Raw genomic sequence first — 16,000 nt, forward strand, 5'->3', positions numbered from 1 at the left:
TCCCAGACATTGTCGGGAGGAGCATCACATCTTTCATTTGAGGAGCTATCCATGCGTCGTTTTTCCATGCTGTGTGCCGCTGTCGGCGTTGCTGCTGCAGCCTTCGTTGCCACCAGCCCCGCTGAAGCCGCCGGCTATCACCTGATCCGCTGGCAGAACACCGGCATCTGCCAGATCTGGGACGAGAGCCTTCCGACCACGCCGTGGCCGTCCGACTATCATCGCGTCAGCGGCTCCGTTCCGACCTTCGTCGACGCGCTCGCACTGAAGGAGCATGCGCTGAAGAAGGGTCACTGCACCCTCTAAGCTTTCGTCGATCGGCGAACCTTTCGAAGGGGCAAGGGCGCGAGCCGCGTCCTTGCCCTCTGCGTTTTGACAAGGGGGGACAAGCTTGATGCGCATTGTAATGGCGAAGGCTGCAGTTCTCGGACTGTCGCTTCTGGGGTTGGCGATGCCGGCGCAAGCGCAGACCTTGCAATCCTTCCGCGTGATCTCGCCGATCTTCAGCCAGCTTGTCAGCTTTGACATGCCGTCGAATTTTGCCGCGGTGTTCGAGAACACCAAGGGCGGTCACTATATCCGCGAGGCCGCGCTCAAGGGCGAGAGCGCGCAAGCCTGGAGCCAGATGATCACGGTCACCGGCGAGAAAGGTGTTTCCGGCAATCCGGGCCTTACCCCGGAAAAATTCGCCGGCAACATTGCTGGCGGCTTCAAATCCGCGTGCCCCGAGAGTTTTGCCGCAAAAGCGCTCGGCACCACAAAATTCGGCGGCTCCGATGCATTCATCGCCGTGATCGGCTGCGGCAGCGTCGACACCGGCCCTGAGCGCCACAGCGAAACCGCGCTGCTGATCACGCTGAAGGGCGAAGCCGACTACTACACCATTCAATGGGCCGAGCGCGGCCCCGCCTCCGGCAAGCCGCCGCTCGACGACGAGAAATGGCCGGCACGCCTGCGCGAGCTGCGTCCGATCGACCTCTGCCCGATCGTCGCGGGCGAGAAGGCGCCTTATCCAAGCTGCGTGAACAGAAGCTGACGCCTCATGCGTCCTTGTGCGCGCCGGGGTGGATCAAGATGTCCCGCGCGGTGGCGAGGTCGAGGAAGGCCTGCTCGCTGCCGCCGCGGTCGGGATGCATGGTCTTGGCGAGACGGCGATAGGCCTGGTGGATGTCGTCGCAGGTGAGCTGAACCGCGAGCGGCAGGCCGAGCGTGCGGCGCGCGCGTTCTTCGTTGGTGAGCTTCTTCGGCAACGTGTTGCGGCGGCCGAAGCGCGGCGCGGTCAGGCCGTGGATCACCTCGAGCACGACACCGAGGCGACGCTGCGCCGCGACCGTAATGTCGTGGGCTTGCCCGTCATGGGCTGCCTGACGCAGGATCGGAATCGCCTGCTCGGCCGCCTGGCGCAGCGTCGTGTCGGTGCTTGCACGCGCGATTTCGGCGGCAAGCCGGCCCGCCTCGTCCCAGTCGACGGTGTGGGCGGTCCGCAAACGTTCGAGGGCCAACTTCCAGGATTCAATCCGGTCCATCATGTGCGCAACACTTAGCAACGAAAGCGAGTATGCCAAGCGCGGCGTTTCCGACGTCTTAATTTCGGGTTAGCCTTTCGCGAAACTTCGACACGAATCCGGCGGGAATTTCCGCGCATCTTGCCGGCGCCGGCCTCCTCAATGAGGCCTGATCGGCGCATCGCGGCCGTCCAAATCGCGCGGCATCCAAAACGGGATGACAGCAACGCGCAGAGCTAGCTTGGCGTTTCGATTGGTTCGGTTTTGAATTAGCTTGTCGGCAACACAAGAAAAGCAGTCGAGGAAGCGCCATGTCCCTGCTCGCCAACCACGTCGCAGTCATCACCGGCGCAGGATCCGGCATCGGCCGCGCGATCGCGACAGGCTACGCGCGCGAAGGGGCGCGCGTCGTGCTGTTCGACATCAACGCGGGCGCGGCGGCAGACACCGCGGACGCGATCCGCAGCGCCGGAGGAACCGCCGACAGTTTTGCCCTCGACATCACCAGCCGCGACGCCTGCTTTGCACTGGCAAAGGAAGTCGCCGAACAGATCGGGCAGGTCTCGATCCTCGTCAACAATGCCGGCATCACCCGCCGCAACGCTTTCACCGCGGACACCGAAGCGGTCGCGAAGGACTGGCAGGACATCATCTCGCTCAATCTCAACGGCGTCTTCAACATGACGCAGGCTTATCTCGCGCCGCTGCGGGCCACAAAAGGCCGCATCGTCAATATCGGCTCGATCCAGTCCTTCGTGCATCTGCGCACGCCGAGCTCGGCCGCCTACACCACTTCCAAGCACGGCGTGCTCGGCTTCACCAAGGCGCTCGCCGCCGAGCTCGGCAAGGAAGGTGTGTGCGTCAACGCCATCGGACCGGGCTTCATCGAACACCGCTGAATGCCCAGGTACGCGCCACCAATACGGCGCTGGTGCAGGCCTTCCTCGATCACACCCCGCTCGGGCGCACCGGCAAGCCCGAGGACATCGTCGGCCCTGCGATCTTCCTGGCGTCTGATCTGTCGGCCTACGTCACCGGCTCGATCGTGATCGTCGACGGCGGCTACAGGACGGTGTGAGCGGGCTACGCAGCTTGTGCCAATGGCGGCCACTTTGCGGTTATCCCAAGGTCATCTGGTGCATTCCGTCGTTGTTAACCATCCGTTAACCAAACCCGACCACCGTAGAACTACGGCTTGGGGGTCGTTTGTTCTCGATCCGCTTTCAACGATGGAAGCGGGCGTTGGTCGGGAGGTGTGTTGATGACCATTGTTCACTCTGCTGCGTCCGCGTCGGCTATGCAGCTTCTTTCCCCCAATGAAATCGTTCCGCTCCTGATCGGGTCGACTGTCGGCGAGATCGAGCGCGAGCTCGTGCTCCAGACGCTCGCCCGCTGCGACGGCAACCGCACACGCGCCGCGCGCGTGCTCGGCCTCTCCGTGCGCACGCTGCGCAACAAGATCCGGATCTACGCAGCCGAAGGCATCGACGTGCCCGCCTATCACGATTAGAGCACGATCCGGACCCGAAGGGCCGCGTCAGTGCAAAGCGTGAAGCAGTTTTCCGTCGCGACATACGCGGAACGCGTTTGCGCGCGGACCATACTCGAGACCCTGACCTCAAGTGCGATGGGCATCATCGCGCTTTAGGACGCGGCGCGGCGGCGCCACCATCTCCTGAGCGTCACGCCAAGCGCGATCGCGAGCGACAGCGCCGCGACGAAAGCCGCGGTCAGTTCGATCGCGCGCAGCAGGAAGGCGGTCATGACCGCCCAGGAGGGTTGCGGCTCTTCGGCAAAGGCGATCGGGACGATGCCCGGCACGAGGACCTGCTCGAGCCCGGCGGCAATCGCGAACACCAGCATGAACAGCAAGAGCATCTTCCATGCCGCGGTCATCAACGGCTCCGCTTGGGGGGTAATCTCGCGCAGCCGATCCAATGCCATGGCTTGCCGCGCCGCCGGTTGATGTTGATCAAGCGCGGCAAAACGGCCCCGCGCAATTGCTGCCGTCGTGAAACGCCGCTAATTAACGGGCTTCTCGATCAGGAGTAGTGGCGTGGCAGACGATCAGGGGCGGCAAGGGCGACAGGGACCTCAGGGTCCGCGTGGGCGGCAGGGCGAGCCGGGGCGAACGGGCCCGCAGGGACATCCCGGGCGGCGCGGCCCGGACGGTGAGCGCGGCAAGCCGGGGCCGCAGGGCAAGCCCGGGGCGGCCGGTAAGGCCGGACCGCAGGGTAAACCGGGAGCGCAAGGCAAGCCGGGCGAGGCTGGTTCGCGGGGACCTGTCGGCGCGCAAGGGGCAGCCGGACCGCAGGGACAGGCCGGTCCGCAAGGCCCGCGCGGCGAACCCGGCCCGGCCGGTCAGTTGCCCTCGATCGAGCAGGTGCTGCCATGGCTGGGGCAGCTCTTTGATGCCTGGGACGAGCGGCGGCGCCAGCGCGAGCGCGAAGCCGCCGAGCGCGAGGCGCTGGAAGCCGCCGTCCAGGACGACATCGATGCCGATATCTACGTTGGCGACGCGAGCGAGGAGACGGACGAGGACGACCACAGAAAAAAGAAGAAAAAGAAGAAGCACGGCAACAAGGACAAATAAGCGCAGCCGCGCCTAGTGTGCGGACCCGTTATCCTTGTGCGGCAGCATGCCCATGCGCTCGAACTGCCAGCGCATGGCGCGGTACCAGACATAGCCGACCGCCGCGCCGCAGACCGCCAGGATGACGAAGTTGGCACTGCTGTAGGAACCGCTCCACCACATCATCCAGGCGGTCCACAGCGCCGTGAAGATGACGGCACCGGCTTTCAGAGAGATCAGAGGGCGGCTCATGGTGATGCTCCGGGTTTGCTCAAAAACCCCGGCGAACATCTTCGCGCGCCGCGAGGTGCTCGACCGTGAGACAGGTCACGTAAGCCGCTAGCCGAAGCGCAGCCGCGAGCGCTCCTTCGCCTTCTCGGCCTCCGTCGCGCGGTCTCGCGCCGGCGCGTGGGTGTGCAGCGAGGTCAGGAGTCGTCGCGCGGCCTCCGACACCTCCGCCACCGCAAGATCAAATGCCGCCTCATTGGCCTGCGACGGCTTGTTGAAGCCGGACAGTTTTCGCACGAATTGCAGCGCGCTGGCGTGGATCTCGTCCTCCGTCGCCGGCGGCTCGAAATTGAACAGCGTCTTGATGTTGCGGCACATAAGTTCCTCCTGAAAGGCGCTCCTGTTCGAGGACGATCGGCGTCAGCCCAATGCTACATGCCGGGTCCGCCGATGTCATCGGCACCACGATGGGTCAGAACGGAACGGGGACGCCAAGCCGCTCGAAGAAGGCGCGCCCCTTCGGCGTGAGACGAAGCGCACGTGGAATGCGATGCGGCACGAGCGCGTGCGTCTCGACCAGCCGCTTCAGCAGCGCATTAGCAAATGGGCCCGCCAGATGCGGAACACGTTCGGTCCAATCGTTGCAGAGGCGCATGTGAGGATCACGGCCCGGCTTGAAGTCGATTGCCTCGGCGCGACACCAGGCCAGGCCCTGCTCGGTAAGAGAGCCGTCCTGGCCGCGCAACGCGATCAGTTCGCGACGCACCAAACCGTCCAGCAGCGCCACGCCAAGCTGGCCGGCGAGATGGCAATAGCAGGTGCGCGACTGCCGGAGCGGTGTCGGCATGCGTCGCGTTCGTTCGGCATGATCGGTCCTGGTGGCGAGATTGACGAGATTCTCGATCAGGCCAGCGACCTCATCGTCGGCGATCCGATAATACCGGAACCGGCCCTGCTGCCACACCGAGAGCAGGCGCGCGTCCGTCAGCTTCTGCAAATGCGCGCTGGCGCTCTGCGGCGACACGCCGGCAAGCGATGCCAGTTCGCCCGCAGGCAAGGCCTTGCCGCCGAACAGGGCACTCACCATGGCCTCACGCGCCGGATCGCTCAAAGCCTCCGTGAGCCGCGAAAATCCCGATTGCACCGACACTCGTGCGATCACCATCAAAAACTCCCATCCCTGATCTGGGCGCGCCCCCGCCTCATCGCAACCATCCAGAGTGCGGTCATTTCAGGATTCCGTGAAACTTTGGCGGCGCAGCCCTGCGATCCTCGGGGAATATCCCCCGAATCCCGAGGATTACACCATGATCAACGAAGCACACCAAAGCGACGCCGAACGTATTTGCAAGCTGTGGGACGAAGCCCTCGGCAACAAGGATCTCAAGTCAGCGCTCGCGCTCTATGCGGATGACGCATCCATCGAAAGCCCGCTGGTCCAACACCTCCTGAAGACCCCAAGTGGAATCGTCAAAGGCAAGGACAATTTGCGCAGCTTCATTGCCCGCGTCTTCCAGACCAATCCGCCTCAGCGCAAGCGCTTCAAGCAAGGTTTCTTCACGGACGGCCGTATCGTCACCTGGGAATATCCACGCGTCTCTCCCGACGGCGACCAGATGGAGCTGGTCGAGATCATGGAGATCGATAAGGGCCGGATCCAGCGCCACAGGGTTTATTGGGGCTGGTACGCACTCGGTTTTCTCAAGCACGAATGAGCCGGCAGGCTCTTGGGCCGGCCGCCGAATATTCCACTTGCGCGACGCAACATTGCGAAAATGTTCTGGTGGCCAGCGGTGCATCCGCCCTCGATCCTCAAAGTGACGCTGATAAGATCGCCCGCGAAGCGGCCCGGATGAAGGCGGCCGCAGCGCGGAGAGACACATGAAGATTTCGGGCGCGATGCTTACTGCCGTTTTGCTGTCCATCTCAATCCCGGCGATGGCGGCCGATTACCCGGCTCCGAAACAAGGCGACTGGATCGCGAAGGATTTCAAGTTCCACACCGGTGAGACCATGGCGGAGCTGAAACTGCACTACACCACGATCGGCGAGCCGACCGGTCAGCCGGTGCTGGTGCTGCACGGCACCGGCCAATCGGCCGCCGGCATGCTGACACCGGCTTTCGCGGGCGAGTTGTTCGGCGCCGGACAGCCGCTCGATGCGTCCAAGTATTACATCATCATTCCCGATGCGGTCGGCCACGGTAAATCGTCAAAACCGTCCGACGGAATGAAGACGAGCTTTCCGAAGTACGATTACGACGACATGGTCGAGGCGCAGCACCGCCTCGTGACGGAAGGCCTCGGCATCAAGCACTTGCGCCTCGTGATCGGCAATTCCATGGGCGGCATGCAGACCTGGCTGTGGGGCGAGAAATATCCGCAAAGCATGGATGCGCTGGTGCCGATGGCCTCGCAGCCGACCGAGATGGCATCACGCAACTGGATGATGCGGCGGATCATGCTCGACACCATCCGCAGCGATCCCGACTACAACGGTGGCAATTACACGAGCCAGCCGCGCATGATGAAATATGCCATCGTCGCCTATGGCATCGCCAGCATCGGCGGGACGCTCGCCTATCAGGCGCAGGCGCCGACGGCGGCGAAGGCCGACAAGATGATTGACGAACGGCTCGCCGCACCAATCACCGCGGATGCCAATGACTTCGTCTATCAGTGGGAGTCCTCGCACGACTACGATGCTTCGGAGCGCCTGGAGCGGATCGAGGCACCGCTGCTGCTGATCAACGCCGCTGACGACGAGCGCAATCCGCCGGAGACGGGCGTTACGGAAGCGGCAATGAAGCGGGTCAAGAACGGCCGCCTATTCCTGATCCCTGCGAGCACGGAGACGCGCGGCCACGGCACCACCGGCAACGCAAAGTTCTACGCCGAGCAGCTCCGGCAATTGCTCCAAACCGCCCCGCAGCGGACGATGTGAGAGCAACGCGCGGCCGTTGATTTCGCATCGCATCAACCGCCGCGCATGCGCCGCATATGATTTGAGCATGGGCCCGCCGCTCGGGCGTTATTGCGTCAACGATACGGATCGACGCACGGGCTAGACCAAGACTGGCAATTGCCAGCTCGCACAACAATACCGGCCCGTGACTACGGGTCCCCGCCTTCGCGGGGACGACATCGGTGCATGTTGCGAGTGCGGAGCCTAATGCCCCTCGCCCTCAAGTCCACCAACGTGCTTCTGGGTGTAGAGCTCGAGGCCGATGCGGCCGATCAGGTCGAGCTGGGTCTCCAGGAAGTCGATGTGGTGCTCCTCGTCACTCATCAGCTTCTCGAACAGGTCGCGCGTGACGTAGTCCTTCACGCTGTGGCAGTAGGTGGCCGCTTCCTGGTAGAGCGCGCGCGCGCTGATCTCGGCGGCGAGATCGCAATCGATGATCTCCTTGACGTTCTGGCCGATGCGCAAGGGATCGAGCACCTGCATGTTCGGGAAGCCATCGAAGAACAGGATGCGCTCGGTGAGCTTGTCGGCGTGCTCCATCTCCTCGATGGATTCCTTGCGCCAGACCTTGGCCATGTCGCGCAGGCCCCAATTGTCGAGGAAGCGGTAGTGCAGCCAGTATTGATTGATCGCGGTGAGCTCGTGACGCAGTGCCTTGTTGAGATATTCGATAACTTTCGCGTCGCCCTGCATGATTCACTCCAGCTCTTGCGGCCTCATCGGTAATAAACCGAATTTAGAACGCATCTAAAACAAGTTTGGAACGGGAGCAACCCGTCGCGGGGTCGCACCCGGGGATAAGCTCGGCCGATTGAAGAAAAAAGAAGTCAGCAGGCTGCGAGTGCGAACTCGGCGGGCTCGACGATCTCGTCGTTGGCGGCGACCTGGTGGCTGTGCGGGCAGCCGGCACAGCAGGACTTGGCACATGGGCCGAGAGCTTCATCGATGATGGTCTTGATGGTGCGCGCGCAGCGTCCGCATTCGGCGCTACAACCGAGGCAGCCATAGACCTGCTTGGCATGTCGCACGGCGTCGTCGGAATCGGCGACGGCGGCGCGGATGTCGTCATCGCTCAGCACGTTACAGGAACAGACGATCATGGAAAACGGCAGGCCCTTCGGTGATGCACCATCATCGATATTTAAGGGCTCGGCCGGATGCAAAAGGAAAAACCGGTATTTGAAGCTATTCCAAACTGAGCCGCGATTCAGCCTAGAACGGATCTAAAGAGGCAATTTGCGCTGGATCAAGGTGCAATCGAACGCAGGCCTAGTCGCCGCCTCCGCCACCACCGCTGTCACCGCCCCCGCCGCAGTCGCTACCGCCGCTGTCACCACTGCCGCTGTCACTGCTGGAACTGCAGGAGCTATCGATCGGATTGCTGGAACTATCGACTGACGACGATGAATTGTCGCTGGAAAACCAGCTTCCCAGCGAAAAGCCGTAAGTGCTGCCAGAGTAGCTGTCGCCGCCATCGGCACCGGCACCCGCGCGCGAGCGCCGCCGGCTGCGGTTCTGCACATGGGTCATCAGGACGAAGCAGACCGAGGTGGCCCCGACAGCGATCAGGGCGCTCATCATCAGACTGTTCATGGCTTGTTGCTCGGATTTCGTGCCCTCGCGGGAGCCGCCTCCCGCACGCGTTCGTCGCCTCCCGCGGGCATTCCGTTCATTGATCATTCAAGCAGGATATGGAACCTTGGGTGCGGAACCACGTCCGCGTCCGTTGTGAAAGGTAAAATCTATGAAGAAATCGCTCCTGGCACTCGCTGCCGCCGCCACACTGGCCGCATCGGCACTTGCGCCGGCGCCGGCCCATGCGCAGCGCGGTGTCGCCGCGGGCGTGGCCGCCGGCATCGTTGGCGGCGCCATCGTCGGGGGCGCACTGGCATCCCCGTATTACTACGGACCCGGTCCCGGTTACTATGATGGTCCCGGCTATCCGCCCCCGCCCCGCTACTACGGCCCGGGCCCCGGCTATGCCGCTGACGACTATTACGGCGGCTGCGTCTGGCAGCGGCAGCGCTTCTGGGATGGCTATGCCTGGCGCGTGCGCCGCGTTCGCGTCTGCGGCTGAGTAGACCGCCTTTTCCACAGATTAGTGCCGGAACGGCCGGTTTTTTGCGGGGCTTTCGTTCAGCCAAAAGCCTGAAAAAGACCGCTTTTTCTCGTCACAGCTCCGCGTGCGTTTACGGTGGATTGACCATTTGCGCGCTTCCTAGCGGGACGGCCAATTCCATCAGAGTGTGCGTGAGCCTTTGAAACCCGGCGCTCGTTTGAGCGCCTTCTCCCAGGAGAGCCCTTAGCATGAAGAAGACTTTAGTTGCCGCCCTCACGGTTGCGACGGTCGCCGGTTCGCTGGTGACCGCCACTCCGCCCGCCAAGGCCCATGACGGCGTCGGCGCCGGCCTCGCTGCCGGGCTGATCGGCGGTGCGATCGTCGGCGGCGCCATCGCGGCAAGCCGCCCCGCCTATGGCGGCCCGGTCTACGTGGCCGAGCCCCCGCCGCCCGCGCCCTGCTACTGGCAGCGCCAGCGTTACTGGGACGGTTATGGCTGGGTCGTTCGCCCGGTCCGCGTCTGCTACTGAGTTGATCGACGGGCGCACCTCGCGCCGCGATCGAAGCCCGGCCGAAATCATCGGCCGGGCTTTTTTCTTTCGTGCTCGCTAGAGCATGATCCGGAAAAGTGTGGAGCGGTTTTCCGAAAAGATCATGCTCACACAACAACCTAAAGCGCGATGACGATTCATCCTAATCTCATCGCGCTTTAAGGCGTTGCCTGGATCGAGCGCAGCACCTCTTCGCTCGGCCAGCAATCGACCTTCAACCCTGCCGACTTCTGATAGGCTCCGAGCGCGGCGCGCGTCAGCATGCCCGCCTTGCCGTCGACCTTGTCCTTGTAGAGCCCGATCCGCGTCAGCCCGCGCTGCATCGCCTCGACGTCCTTTGTTCGCAACTGCTTCGAGGCTGACCAGGGTGTCACAAACGGCAGCGGGCTCGTCATGCGATCGCTGAGATGGCCAACGAACAGCACGTAGAGATCGGAGAAATTGTACTCCTTGATGACGAAGTAGTTTTTCGTGGTCAGGAACGACGGGCCGTAGATGCCTTCGGGCTGGAGCAGCGATGCCGGCTGCGCCAGTTCGGCCGCACTCAGCTTCTGCCCGCGTACCGGCACAAAGCCTTCGCGCAGCCACTGGCCAATCGGTTTCGTCACCTCCGGCACGCCGCTCGTGCAATCGACTTTCGCCGGCGCCTGCACCTCATAGGCCCAGCGTACGCCGCTCTGCCAGCCCTTGTTGACGAGTTGCTGCGCGGCGGAGGCCAGCGCGTCCGGCACCGAATGCCAGATGTCGATGCGGCCGTCGCCGTCGAAATCGACGCCGTGCTTGTAGTATTCGGACGGCAGGAACTGCGTGAGGCCGGTGGCGCCGGCCCATGACGCCCGCATGTCCTTGCGCGTGACCACGCCCTCGCCGAGAATCTTCAGCGCGAGGATGAACTCGTTGCGGTACGTGTCCTTGCGCCGGCCGACATAGGCCTGCGTCGCGAGCACGCGCACGAGATCGTAAGGCAGCGTGTAGCGGCCATAGTCGGTCTCACGTCCCCAGATCGCGAGCATAACGGTGGCAGGAACCCCCGAGCTCTTCTCGATTTGGGTGAGCGCGTCGCGATACTTTTGCAGGAGCCGCTGCCCCTCGCCGGCAAGCCGCGCGATCGAGGCTTCCTTGATGTAGTCGGCCGGCACCTGCACGAACTCGGCCTGCGACGGCGCACCGGTCGCGGGCCGTCCCGGCAGGATCAGATCAGGCAGCTTGTAGTCCGGCTCGAGCCCTGCAGTCTCTCGATCAAACGTCGCGCGCGACACGCCCTCGGCCTGCGCCTCCGGCCAGAGCGAAGCGATGAACTGGGTAAAGGCGGCGTCGGCGGCATGGGCGGACGACCAGCAGCAGGTGATCACCATCACCGCAGCAATGAGCGTCCGCCGCATCATGCTGAATTCACCGCGTCAACTTCTTGTACTTCACGCGATGCGGAATGATGCTGTCCTGGCCGAGGCGGCGCATCTTGTCCTTCTCGTAGTCCTGGAAGTTGCCCTCGAACCATTCGACATGGCTGTCGCCTTCGAAGGCCAGGATGTGGGTCGCGATGCGGTCGAGGAACCAGCGATCGTGGCTGATGATGACTGCGCAGCCGGCAAAATCCTCCAGCGCCTCTTCCAGCGCGCGCAGCGTATCGACGTCGAGGTCGTTGGTCGGCTCGTCGAGCAGCAGGACGTTGGCGCCCGATTTCAGCATCTTGGCGAGATGCACGCGGTTGCGTTCACCGCCTGACAGCGCGCCGACCTTCTTCTGCTGGTCGGCGCCCTTGAAGTTGAACGACGAGCAGTAACCGCGCGAATTCACTTCCTTCTTGCCGAGCAGGATCAGCTCGTTGCCGCCGGAGATTTCCTCCCACACCGTCTTCTTGCCGTCGAGCGCATCGCGCGACTGGTCGACATAGCCGAGATGCACGGTCTCGCCGACCGTGATGGTGCCGCTGTCCGGAGTTTCCTGCTCGGTGATCATCTTGAACAGCGTAGTCTTGCCGGCGCCGTTCGCGCCGATCACGCCGACGATGCCGCCGGGCGGCAGCTTGAAAGTGAGATCGTCGATCAAAAGGCGGTCACCATAGCCTTTGCTGAGGCTTTCGAAGTCGACGACATTGGCGCCGAGCCGCTCGGCGACAGGAATGATGATCTGCGCGGTCTGGGTCTGCTTCTCGCTCGCCTGCTTCAACAGCTCTTCATAGCGCTGATAGCGCGCCTTGGATTTTGCCTGACGCGCCTTCGGCGAGGACGCAACCCATTCCTGCTCGCGGGCCAGCGTCTTCTGATGCGCGGCATCCTCGCGGCCTTCCTGCTCGAGCCGCTTCTGCTTCTGCACCAGCCACGACGAGTAGTTGCCCTCGTAGGGAATGCCGCGACCGCGATCGAGCTCGAGGATCCAGCCCGTGACGTTGTCGAGGAAGTACCGGTCGTGGGTGACGATCAGGATCGCGCCGGGATAATTGCGCAGATGCCCTTCAAGCCACGACACGGATTCGGCGTCGAGATGGTTGGTCGGCTCGTCCAGCAGCAGCAGCTCGGGCTGGTCGAGCAGCAGCCGGCACAGCGCGACGCGGCGACGCTCACCGCCGGAGAGCTTCGTGACATCGGCATCGTCGGGCGGGCAGCGCAACGCGTCCATGGCCTGGTCGACCTTGCTGTCGAGATCCCAGAGGCCCTGGGCCTCGATCTCGTCCTGGAGCTTGGTCATCTCGTCGGCGGTCTCGTCGGAATAGTTCACCGCAAGCTCGTTGTAGCGGTCGAGGATCGCCTTCTGCTTGGCGACGCCCTGCATGACGTTTTCACGCACCGAGAGCTTGGGGTCGAGGTGCGGTTCCTGCTCGAGATAGCCGACGCGGGCGCCCTCGGCGACCCAGGCCTCGCCGGTGTACTCCTTGTCGAGGCCGGCCATGATCTTGAGCAACGTCGACTTGCCCGAGCCGTTGACGCCGAGCACGCCGATCTTGGCGTCCGGGTAGAAGCTCAGGCGAATGTTGTCGAGCACCTTGCGGGTCGGGTAGCTCTTGGTCAGGCCTTCCATGAAATAGACGAACTGGCGCGCCATCGGTCCCGTGAAACCTTCGATTTGAGGAAATTTGCTTGTCGCCGATGTAGCGATCCTGCCCCCAAAGGGCAACGTTTTCCCTCCGTTCACCACGGATGAATACGGGATGGACACCATCCGGGCAGCCGATCCCTACAATTGAAACCATTTTTTAATAAAGCAGGCCAAAGCTGGTCGTGACGCCACAAAAAGCGCCACCCGCGGCAGAAGCGGCGGGGAGAACAGCGAGGCCGCATCATGGCAATGATCGAGACAACCGCTCATCCCGTCCCGGCGGGAGCCGGAGGCTCCACCCTCTTCGCCGAGCTCCGCGCGTTCTGGGTCCGGTTCTTCGCCACGGCTTTCAACCCCTATCGCCCGGAACTCCACTACATGCGCGGCCCCGGCCCCGCCTGGCGCGCCAAGCACGGCATGGACGCGCCGTTCCGCCTGAAACCGCGCGACCTCTGACGCCCCGCCTGCTGCCGGATTTTTGAAGAGTCCTGCTGCTTGCGCCGGCCGCCGATTGTGCGCAAGCATGGCAAGGTTCGATCGATGGCGCCTCCTTCGTGCGCCGTCGCCCCTCGCCATGGATGGACGGTTTTCCCGATGACGCGGCTGCGCTGTGCAATTCTCGACGACTATTTCAACATCGCCCAAGACGTCGCTGACTGGTCGAAGATCTCCGATCGTGTCGACGTGACGGTGTTCAATCACCCCTTCGCCTCCGAGCAGGCTACGGCAGGCGCGCTCGGGGATTTCGAGATCGTCTGTGCGATGCGCGAACGCACGGCGTTTCCCAAGAGCCTGTTCGAGGTGCTCCCCAAGCTGAAGCTGCTGCTGACCTCGGGCATGCGCAACGCCGCGATCGACATGGAAGCGGCGAAAGCGCGCAACGTCGTTGTCTGCGGCACGCAATATTCCCGCGATCCGACCGCCGGGCTCACCATGGGCCTGATCCTGGAATTGACCCGCGGCATCGGCCGCGAGAACGCCCGCATGCATGCGGGCGAACCCTGGCAGAGTTTTGCCGGCATCGAGATCGAGGGCCGGACGCTTGGCGTTGTCGGGCTTGGCAAGCTCGGCAGCAAGGTCGCGGGAATCGCGAAGTCGTTCGGGATGAACGTCATCGCCTGGAGCCCGAATCTGACTGCTGAGAAATGCAAGGAGATCGACGTCGGCTACGCCAGCAAGGAGGAGCTGTTTGCGAAGGCTGATATCATCACCATCCATGTGGTGCTGAGCGAGCGCTCGCGCGGGCTGGTCGGCGGCGCCGATCTCGCGCGGATGAAGCCGACCGCCTATCTCGTCAACACCGCGCGCGGGCCGATCGTCGACGAGGCAGCGCTGCTCGAGGCGCTGCAACAGAAGAAGATCGCGGGTGCGGGCATCGACGTGTTCTCGGTCGAGCCGCTGCCGACCGATCATCCGATCCGCAAGCTCGACAATGTCGTGCTGACACCGCACCTCGGCTACGCCACCGCGGACGGGCTGCGCATCCATTACGGGCAGATGGTCGAGGCGATCGACGCCTGGACGAAGGGTAGCGAGCCGCCGAAGCGGCTGGCCTGAAACGAAAAGGGCGTGCCGATGGCACGCCCTTCGCAATAAGGATCTTTCGAAGCGCTCAGCGTACCGTGACGGGCGCCGGCAGCGGTGGCACCACGGTCGGCTGCCTGCCCGGGGCCGGGCCGGCCTGGGCTGCCATCGGCGCTGGTGCGGCAGCGCCGGGCGCCGGCGCGGCAGATGCGGTCGCCGTTCCCGGCGACGGGCCGCCCGGCATCACGACGACGCGGGTACCGACCTTGACGCGATCGAAGAGGTCGGAGACGTCCTCGTTCAGCATGCCGATGCAGCCCGAGGAGACGAACTTGCCGATCGTCGAGGGCTGGTTGGTGCCGTGGATGCGGTACACCGTCGAGCCGAGATACATTGCGCGCGCGCCGAGCGGATTGCCGGGACCACCAGCCATGAAGCGCGGCAGATAGGGCTGGCGCTCGATCATTTCCGTCGGCGGATGCCAATCTGGCCACTCCGCCTTGCGGGTGATCTTTTGCACACCGGTCCAGGTGAAACCGTCGCGGCCGACACGCACGCCGTAGCGAATCGCGCGGCCATTGCCGAGGACGTAATAGAGGTAGGTGTTCGGGGTATCGACGATGAGCGTACCGGCCGGCTCCTTGGTCTGGAACGCGACCTCCTGGCGACGCAGGTTCGCCGGCAACTCCGTGGGCGCCGCGTCAGGCTGCTCCTCCGGGGGAAGCGCCGCAACCGTCATCGGCGGGCCATTCGGACCGGCAGGCTGCTGCTGGACACCGCCGGTCGCGGCGGGTCCACCGACGCCTTCCGGCGGACGCAGGCCGTCGTCGGCGCCCTGCGGCGCGGCCGGACGGTCGGCATAAATCACCGCAGGCGGGCCGGCGGGCCGGCCATATCGGGGATCATCCGGCGACATCACCGGCCCCTGCGGCGCATTATTGGAATAGACCGGCGGAGCGCCGGCGGGGCGGCCATAGCGCGGATCGTCAGGCGACATCACGGGACCGGACGGGCCGGGCGGCGGCAGCGCGGCGGAGTTCCGCGGCTGCGACGGCATCGCGTCGTCGTCATCCTCGAGCGCGTCGAAATTCGGCACGCGGTCGCCGGGACGATATTCGGACGGATAGCCCTGCTGATAGACCGGGGCCTGCTGGACCGGATAGCTCTGCTGAGCCTGCGCGAGCGAGGCTCCCGCCGCAGCGGCTGTTGCGGCAGCGCAAATCGTCAGAAAATGTTTGATCATCATCGCCCTAGTTTAGTCCCCAGGCCCGACCGGACCGTTAAGGGGCAAATGGACGAAGATCGCGGCGCATTCAAGACAAAACAGGCCGGTTTGGGCCTGATTTGGTGATTTGTGATCGGCGGCGCGACCGTTGCTCAGGTGCATCACGAAACGGAAATCGCACGGGCCGCAGGTTGCCGGTCTCTCCGCCCCCGATTTTTACGGAAAGGCTCAGGAGCGTTCGGGTATTCTCGAATCAGCCTGATTCGTCCTCCGCGTTGACCTATTTCCCGCGCGGCGAAGGCGGCAAGCCAGTACCGTCACCGCGTTCAGATGGCT

21 protein-coding genes and 1 pseudogene are annotated in these 16,000 nt (G+C 63.9%); 11 read left to right on the top strand and 11 right to left on the bottom strand.

The features are described from left to right. The first annotated feature begins 51 nt into the window (after positions 1–51). Both Q3C01_RS23130 and Q3C01_RS23135 read left to right on the top strand, forming a co-directional pair. Positions 52–306, top strand: coding sequence for a hypothetical protein (locus Q3C01_RS23130; protein WP_458147613.1), 255 nt, complete (start codon positions 52–54; stop codon positions 304–306). Between the two features lie 88 nt (positions 307–394). Further along, positions 395–1,036: a hypothetical protein gene (locus Q3C01_RS23135; protein ID WP_458147614.1), complete on the top strand. Its 642-nt coding sequence runs from the start codon at positions 395–397 to the stop codon at positions 1,034–1,036. 4 nt (positions 1,037–1,040) lie between these two features. On the opposite strand, the gene Q3C01_RS23140 is transcribed toward Q3C01_RS23135, so the two are convergent. Next, the gene (locus Q3C01_RS23140; RefSeq protein WP_458147615.1) at positions 1,041–1,529 is read right to left on the bottom strand and encodes a J domain-containing protein; all 489 of its coding nucleotides are present in this window, start codon (positions 1,527–1,529) and stop codon (positions 1,041–1,043) included. Between the two features lie 287 nt (positions 1,530–1,816). Between Q3C01_RS23140 and Q3C01_RS23145 the strand changes: the two are divergent. Together Q3C01_RS23145 and Q3C01_RS23150 are read left to right on the top strand one after the other, a co-directional pair. Next, positions 1,817–2,583, top strand: a pseudogene (locus tag Q3C01_RS23145) (SDR family NAD(P)-dependent oxidoreductase). 183 nt (positions 2,584–2,766) lie between these two features. Beyond that, the gene (locus tag Q3C01_RS23150) at positions 2,767–3,015 is read left to right on the top strand and encodes a helix-turn-helix domain-containing protein (protein WP_458147616.1); all 249 of its coding nucleotides are present in this window, start codon (positions 2,767–2,769) and stop codon (positions 3,013–3,015) included. Positions 3,016–3,149: 134 nt separating this feature from the next. Here Q3C01_RS23150 and Q3C01_RS23155 read toward each other — a convergent pair whose 3' ends face one another. After that, a complete protein-coding gene (locus Q3C01_RS23155) occupies positions 3,150–3,401 on the bottom strand; it encodes a hypothetical protein (RefSeq protein WP_458147617.1) in 252 nt (83 codons plus the stop codon). A gap of 160 nt (positions 3,402–3,561) precedes the next feature. Here Q3C01_RS23155 and Q3C01_RS23160 point away from each other — a divergent pair, with 160 nt between their 5' ends. Continuing rightward, positions 3,562–4,098: a collagen-like domain-containing protein gene (locus tag Q3C01_RS23160; protein ID WP_458147618.1), complete on the top strand. Its 537-nt coding sequence runs from the start codon at positions 3,562–3,564 to the stop codon at positions 4,096–4,098. Between the two features lie 12 nt (positions 4,099–4,110). Here Q3C01_RS23160 and Q3C01_RS23165 read toward each other — a convergent pair whose 3' ends face one another. The 3 genes from Q3C01_RS23165 to Q3C01_RS23175 form a co-directional block, all read right to left on the bottom strand. Then, positions 4,111–4,329: a hypothetical protein gene (locus Q3C01_RS23165; RefSeq protein WP_458147619.1), complete on the bottom strand. Its 219-nt coding sequence runs from the start codon at positions 4,327–4,329 to the stop codon at positions 4,111–4,113. A gap of 87 nt (positions 4,330–4,416) precedes the next feature. After that, positions 4,417–4,683 (bottom strand): DUF2277 domain-containing protein, encoded by a 267-nt coding sequence (locus Q3C01_RS23170; RefSeq protein ID WP_458147620.1) that lies wholly within the window; start codon positions 4,681–4,683, stop codon positions 4,417–4,419. Between the two features lie 94 nt (positions 4,684–4,777). Further along, positions 4,778–5,470: an ArsR/SmtB family transcription factor gene (locus Q3C01_RS23175; RefSeq protein ID WP_458147621.1), complete on the bottom strand. Its 693-nt coding sequence runs from the start codon at positions 5,468–5,470 to the stop codon at positions 4,778–4,780. Positions 5,471–5,612: 142 nt separating this feature from the next. Between Q3C01_RS23175 and Q3C01_RS23180 the strand changes: the two genes are divergently transcribed. Both Q3C01_RS23180 and Q3C01_RS23185 read left to right on the top strand, forming a co-directional pair. Then, positions 5,613–6,020 (top strand): nuclear transport factor 2 family protein, encoded by a 408-nt coding sequence (locus Q3C01_RS23180; protein WP_458147622.1) that lies wholly within the window; start codon positions 5,613–5,615, stop codon positions 6,018–6,020. Positions 6,021–6,186: 166 nt separating this feature from the next. Then, positions 6,187–7,248 (top strand): alpha/beta fold hydrolase, encoded by a 1,062-nt coding sequence (locus Q3C01_RS23185; RefSeq protein WP_458147623.1) that lies wholly within the window; start codon positions 6,187–6,189, stop codon positions 7,246–7,248. 225 nt (positions 7,249–7,473) lie between these two features. Here Q3C01_RS23185 and bfr read toward each other — a convergent pair whose 3' ends face one another. The 3 genes from bfr to Q3C01_RS23200 form a co-directional block, all read right to left on the bottom strand. Beyond that, complete coding sequence (gene bfr / locus Q3C01_RS23190; RefSeq protein WP_027522416.1) at positions 7,474–7,962, bottom strand: bacterioferritin; 489 nt, start codon at positions 7,960–7,962, stop codon at positions 7,474–7,476. A 134-nt stretch (positions 7,963–8,096) separates the two neighbouring features. Next, positions 8,097–8,369 (bottom strand): (2Fe-2S)-binding protein, encoded by a 273-nt coding sequence (locus Q3C01_RS23195; protein WP_283040766.1) that lies wholly within the window; start codon positions 8,367–8,369, stop codon positions 8,097–8,099. Positions 8,370–8,538: 169 nt separating this feature from the next. Further along, positions 8,539–8,862 (bottom strand): hypothetical protein, encoded by a 324-nt coding sequence (locus tag Q3C01_RS23200; RefSeq protein WP_458147624.1) that lies wholly within the window; start codon positions 8,860–8,862, stop codon positions 8,539–8,541. 151 nt (positions 8,863–9,013) lie between these two features. Here Q3C01_RS23200 and Q3C01_RS23205 point away from each other — a divergent pair, with 151 nt between their 5' ends. Continuing rightward, positions 9,014–9,346, top strand: a complete 333-nt coding sequence (locus Q3C01_RS23205; RefSeq protein WP_458147625.1) for a hypothetical protein — start codon at positions 9,014–9,016, stop codon at positions 9,344–9,346. A 230-nt stretch (positions 9,347–9,576) separates the two neighbouring features. Then, positions 9,577–9,858 carry a hypothetical protein gene (locus Q3C01_RS23210; RefSeq protein ID WP_458147626.1) on the top strand — a complete coding sequence of 94 codons (282 nt, stop codon included), beginning with the start codon at positions 9,577–9,579 and terminating at the stop codon, positions 9,856–9,858. Positions 9,859–10,037: 179 nt separating this feature from the next. Here Q3C01_RS23210 and Q3C01_RS23215 read toward each other — a convergent pair whose 3' ends face one another. Then, positions 10,038–11,264, bottom strand: a complete 1,227-nt coding sequence (locus tag Q3C01_RS23215; RefSeq protein ID WP_458147627.1) for a lytic murein transglycosylase — start codon at positions 11,262–11,264, stop codon at positions 10,038–10,040. Between the two features lie 7 nt (positions 11,265–11,271). Next, positions 11,272–12,921 carry an energy-dependent translational throttle protein EttA gene (ettA, locus tag Q3C01_RS23220; RefSeq protein ID WP_458147628.1) on the bottom strand — a complete coding sequence of 550 codons (1,650 nt, stop codon included), beginning with the start codon at positions 12,919–12,921 and terminating at the stop codon, positions 11,272–11,274. 237 nt (positions 12,922–13,158) lie between these two features. Between ettA and Q3C01_RS23225 the strand changes: the two genes are divergently transcribed. Further along, positions 13,159–13,371 (top strand): hypothetical protein, encoded by a 213-nt coding sequence (locus Q3C01_RS23225; protein WP_458147629.1) that lies wholly within the window; start codon positions 13,159–13,161, stop codon positions 13,369–13,371. Positions 13,372–13,509: 138 nt separating this feature from the next. Then, a complete protein-coding gene (locus Q3C01_RS23230) occupies positions 13,510–14,472 on the top strand; it encodes a D-2-hydroxyacid dehydrogenase family protein (protein WP_458147630.1) in 963 nt (320 codons plus the stop codon). Positions 14,473–14,527: 55 nt separating this feature from the next. On the opposite strand, the gene Q3C01_RS23235 is transcribed toward Q3C01_RS23230, so the two are convergent. Beyond that, positions 14,528–15,685: a L,D-transpeptidase gene (locus Q3C01_RS23235; protein ID WP_458147631.1), complete on the bottom strand. Its 1,158-nt coding sequence runs from the start codon at positions 15,683–15,685 to the stop codon at positions 14,528–14,530. Between the last annotated feature and the right edge of the window lie 315 nt (positions 15,686–16,000).

Source organism: Bradyrhizobium sp. UFLA05-109, assembly GCF_054185165.1.

What these genes read in the sequence shown, in the direction of transcription:
- ettA (WP_458147628.1), bottom strand. Translation starts at nt 12,921, where the DNA reads ATGGCGCGCCAGTTCGTCTATTTCATGGAAGGCCTGACCAAGAGCTAC.
- Q3C01_RS23200 (WP_458147624.1), bottom strand. Translation starts at nt 8,862, where the DNA reads ATGAACAGTCTGATGATGAGCGCCCTGATCGCTGTCGGGGCCACCTCG.
- Q3C01_RS23180 (WP_458147622.1), top strand. Translation starts at nt 5,613, where the DNA reads ATGATCAACGAAGCACACCAAAGCGACGCCGAACGTATTTGCAAGCTG.
- Q3C01_RS23205 (WP_458147625.1), top strand. Translation starts at nt 9,014, where the DNA reads ATGAAGAAATCGCTCCTGGCACTCGCTGCCGCCGCCACACTGGCCGCA.
- Q3C01_RS23210 (WP_458147626.1), top strand. Translation starts at nt 9,577, where the DNA reads ATGAAGAAGACTTTAGTTGCCGCCCTCACGGTTGCGACGGTCGCCGGT.
- Q3C01_RS23195 (WP_283040766.1), bottom strand. Translation starts at nt 8,369, where the DNA reads ATGATCGTCTGTTCCTGTAACGTGCTGAGCGATGACGACATCCGCGCC.
- Q3C01_RS23155 (WP_458147617.1), bottom strand. Translation starts at nt 3,401, where the DNA reads ATGACCGCGGCATGGAAGATGCTCTTGCTGTTCATGCTGGTGTTCGCG.
- Q3C01_RS23225 (WP_458147629.1), top strand. Translation starts at nt 13,159, where the DNA reads ATGGCAATGATCGAGACAACCGCTCATCCCGTCCCGGCGGGAGCCGGA.
- Q3C01_RS23170 (WP_458147620.1), bottom strand. Translation starts at nt 4,683, where the DNA reads ATGTGCCGCAACATCAAGACGCTGTTCAATTTCGAGCCGCCGGCGACG.
- bfr (WP_027522416.1), bottom strand. Translation starts at nt 7,962, where the DNA reads ATGCAGGGCGACGCGAAAGTTATCGAATATCTCAACAAGGCACTGCGT.
- Q3C01_RS23150 (WP_458147616.1), top strand. Translation starts at nt 2,767, where the DNA reads ATGACCATTGTTCACTCTGCTGCGTCCGCGTCGGCTATGCAGCTTCTT.
- Q3C01_RS23135 (WP_458147614.1), top strand. Translation starts at nt 395, where the DNA reads ATGCGCATTGTAATGGCGAAGGCTGCAGTTCTCGGACTGTCGCTTCTG.
- Q3C01_RS23140 (WP_458147615.1), bottom strand. Translation starts at nt 1,529, where the DNA reads ATGATGGACCGGATTGAATCCTGGAAGTTGGCCCTCGAACGTTTGCGG.
- Q3C01_RS23230 (WP_458147630.1), top strand. Translation starts at nt 13,510, where the DNA reads ATGACGCGGCTGCGCTGTGCAATTCTCGACGACTATTTCAACATCGCC.
- Q3C01_RS23235 (WP_458147631.1), bottom strand. Translation starts at nt 15,685, where the DNA reads ATGATGATCAAACATTTTCTGACGATTTGCGCTGCCGCAACAGCCGCT.
- Q3C01_RS23130 (WP_458147613.1), top strand. Translation starts at nt 52, where the DNA reads ATGCGTCGTTTTTCCATGCTGTGTGCCGCTGTCGGCGTTGCTGCTGCA.
- Q3C01_RS23165 (WP_458147619.1), bottom strand. Translation starts at nt 4,329, where the DNA reads ATGAGCCGCCCTCTGATCTCTCTGAAAGCCGGTGCCGTCATCTTCACG.
- Q3C01_RS23215 (WP_458147627.1), bottom strand. Translation starts at nt 11,264, where the DNA reads ATGATGCGGCGGACGCTCATTGCTGCGGTGATGGTGATCACCTGCTGC.
- Q3C01_RS23185 (WP_458147623.1), top strand. Translation starts at nt 6,187, where the DNA reads ATGAAGATTTCGGGCGCGATGCTTACTGCCGTTTTGCTGTCCATCTCA.
- Q3C01_RS23175 (WP_458147621.1), bottom strand. Translation starts at nt 5,470, where the DNA reads ATGGTGATCGCACGAGTGTCGGTGCAATCGGGATTTTCGCGGCTCACG.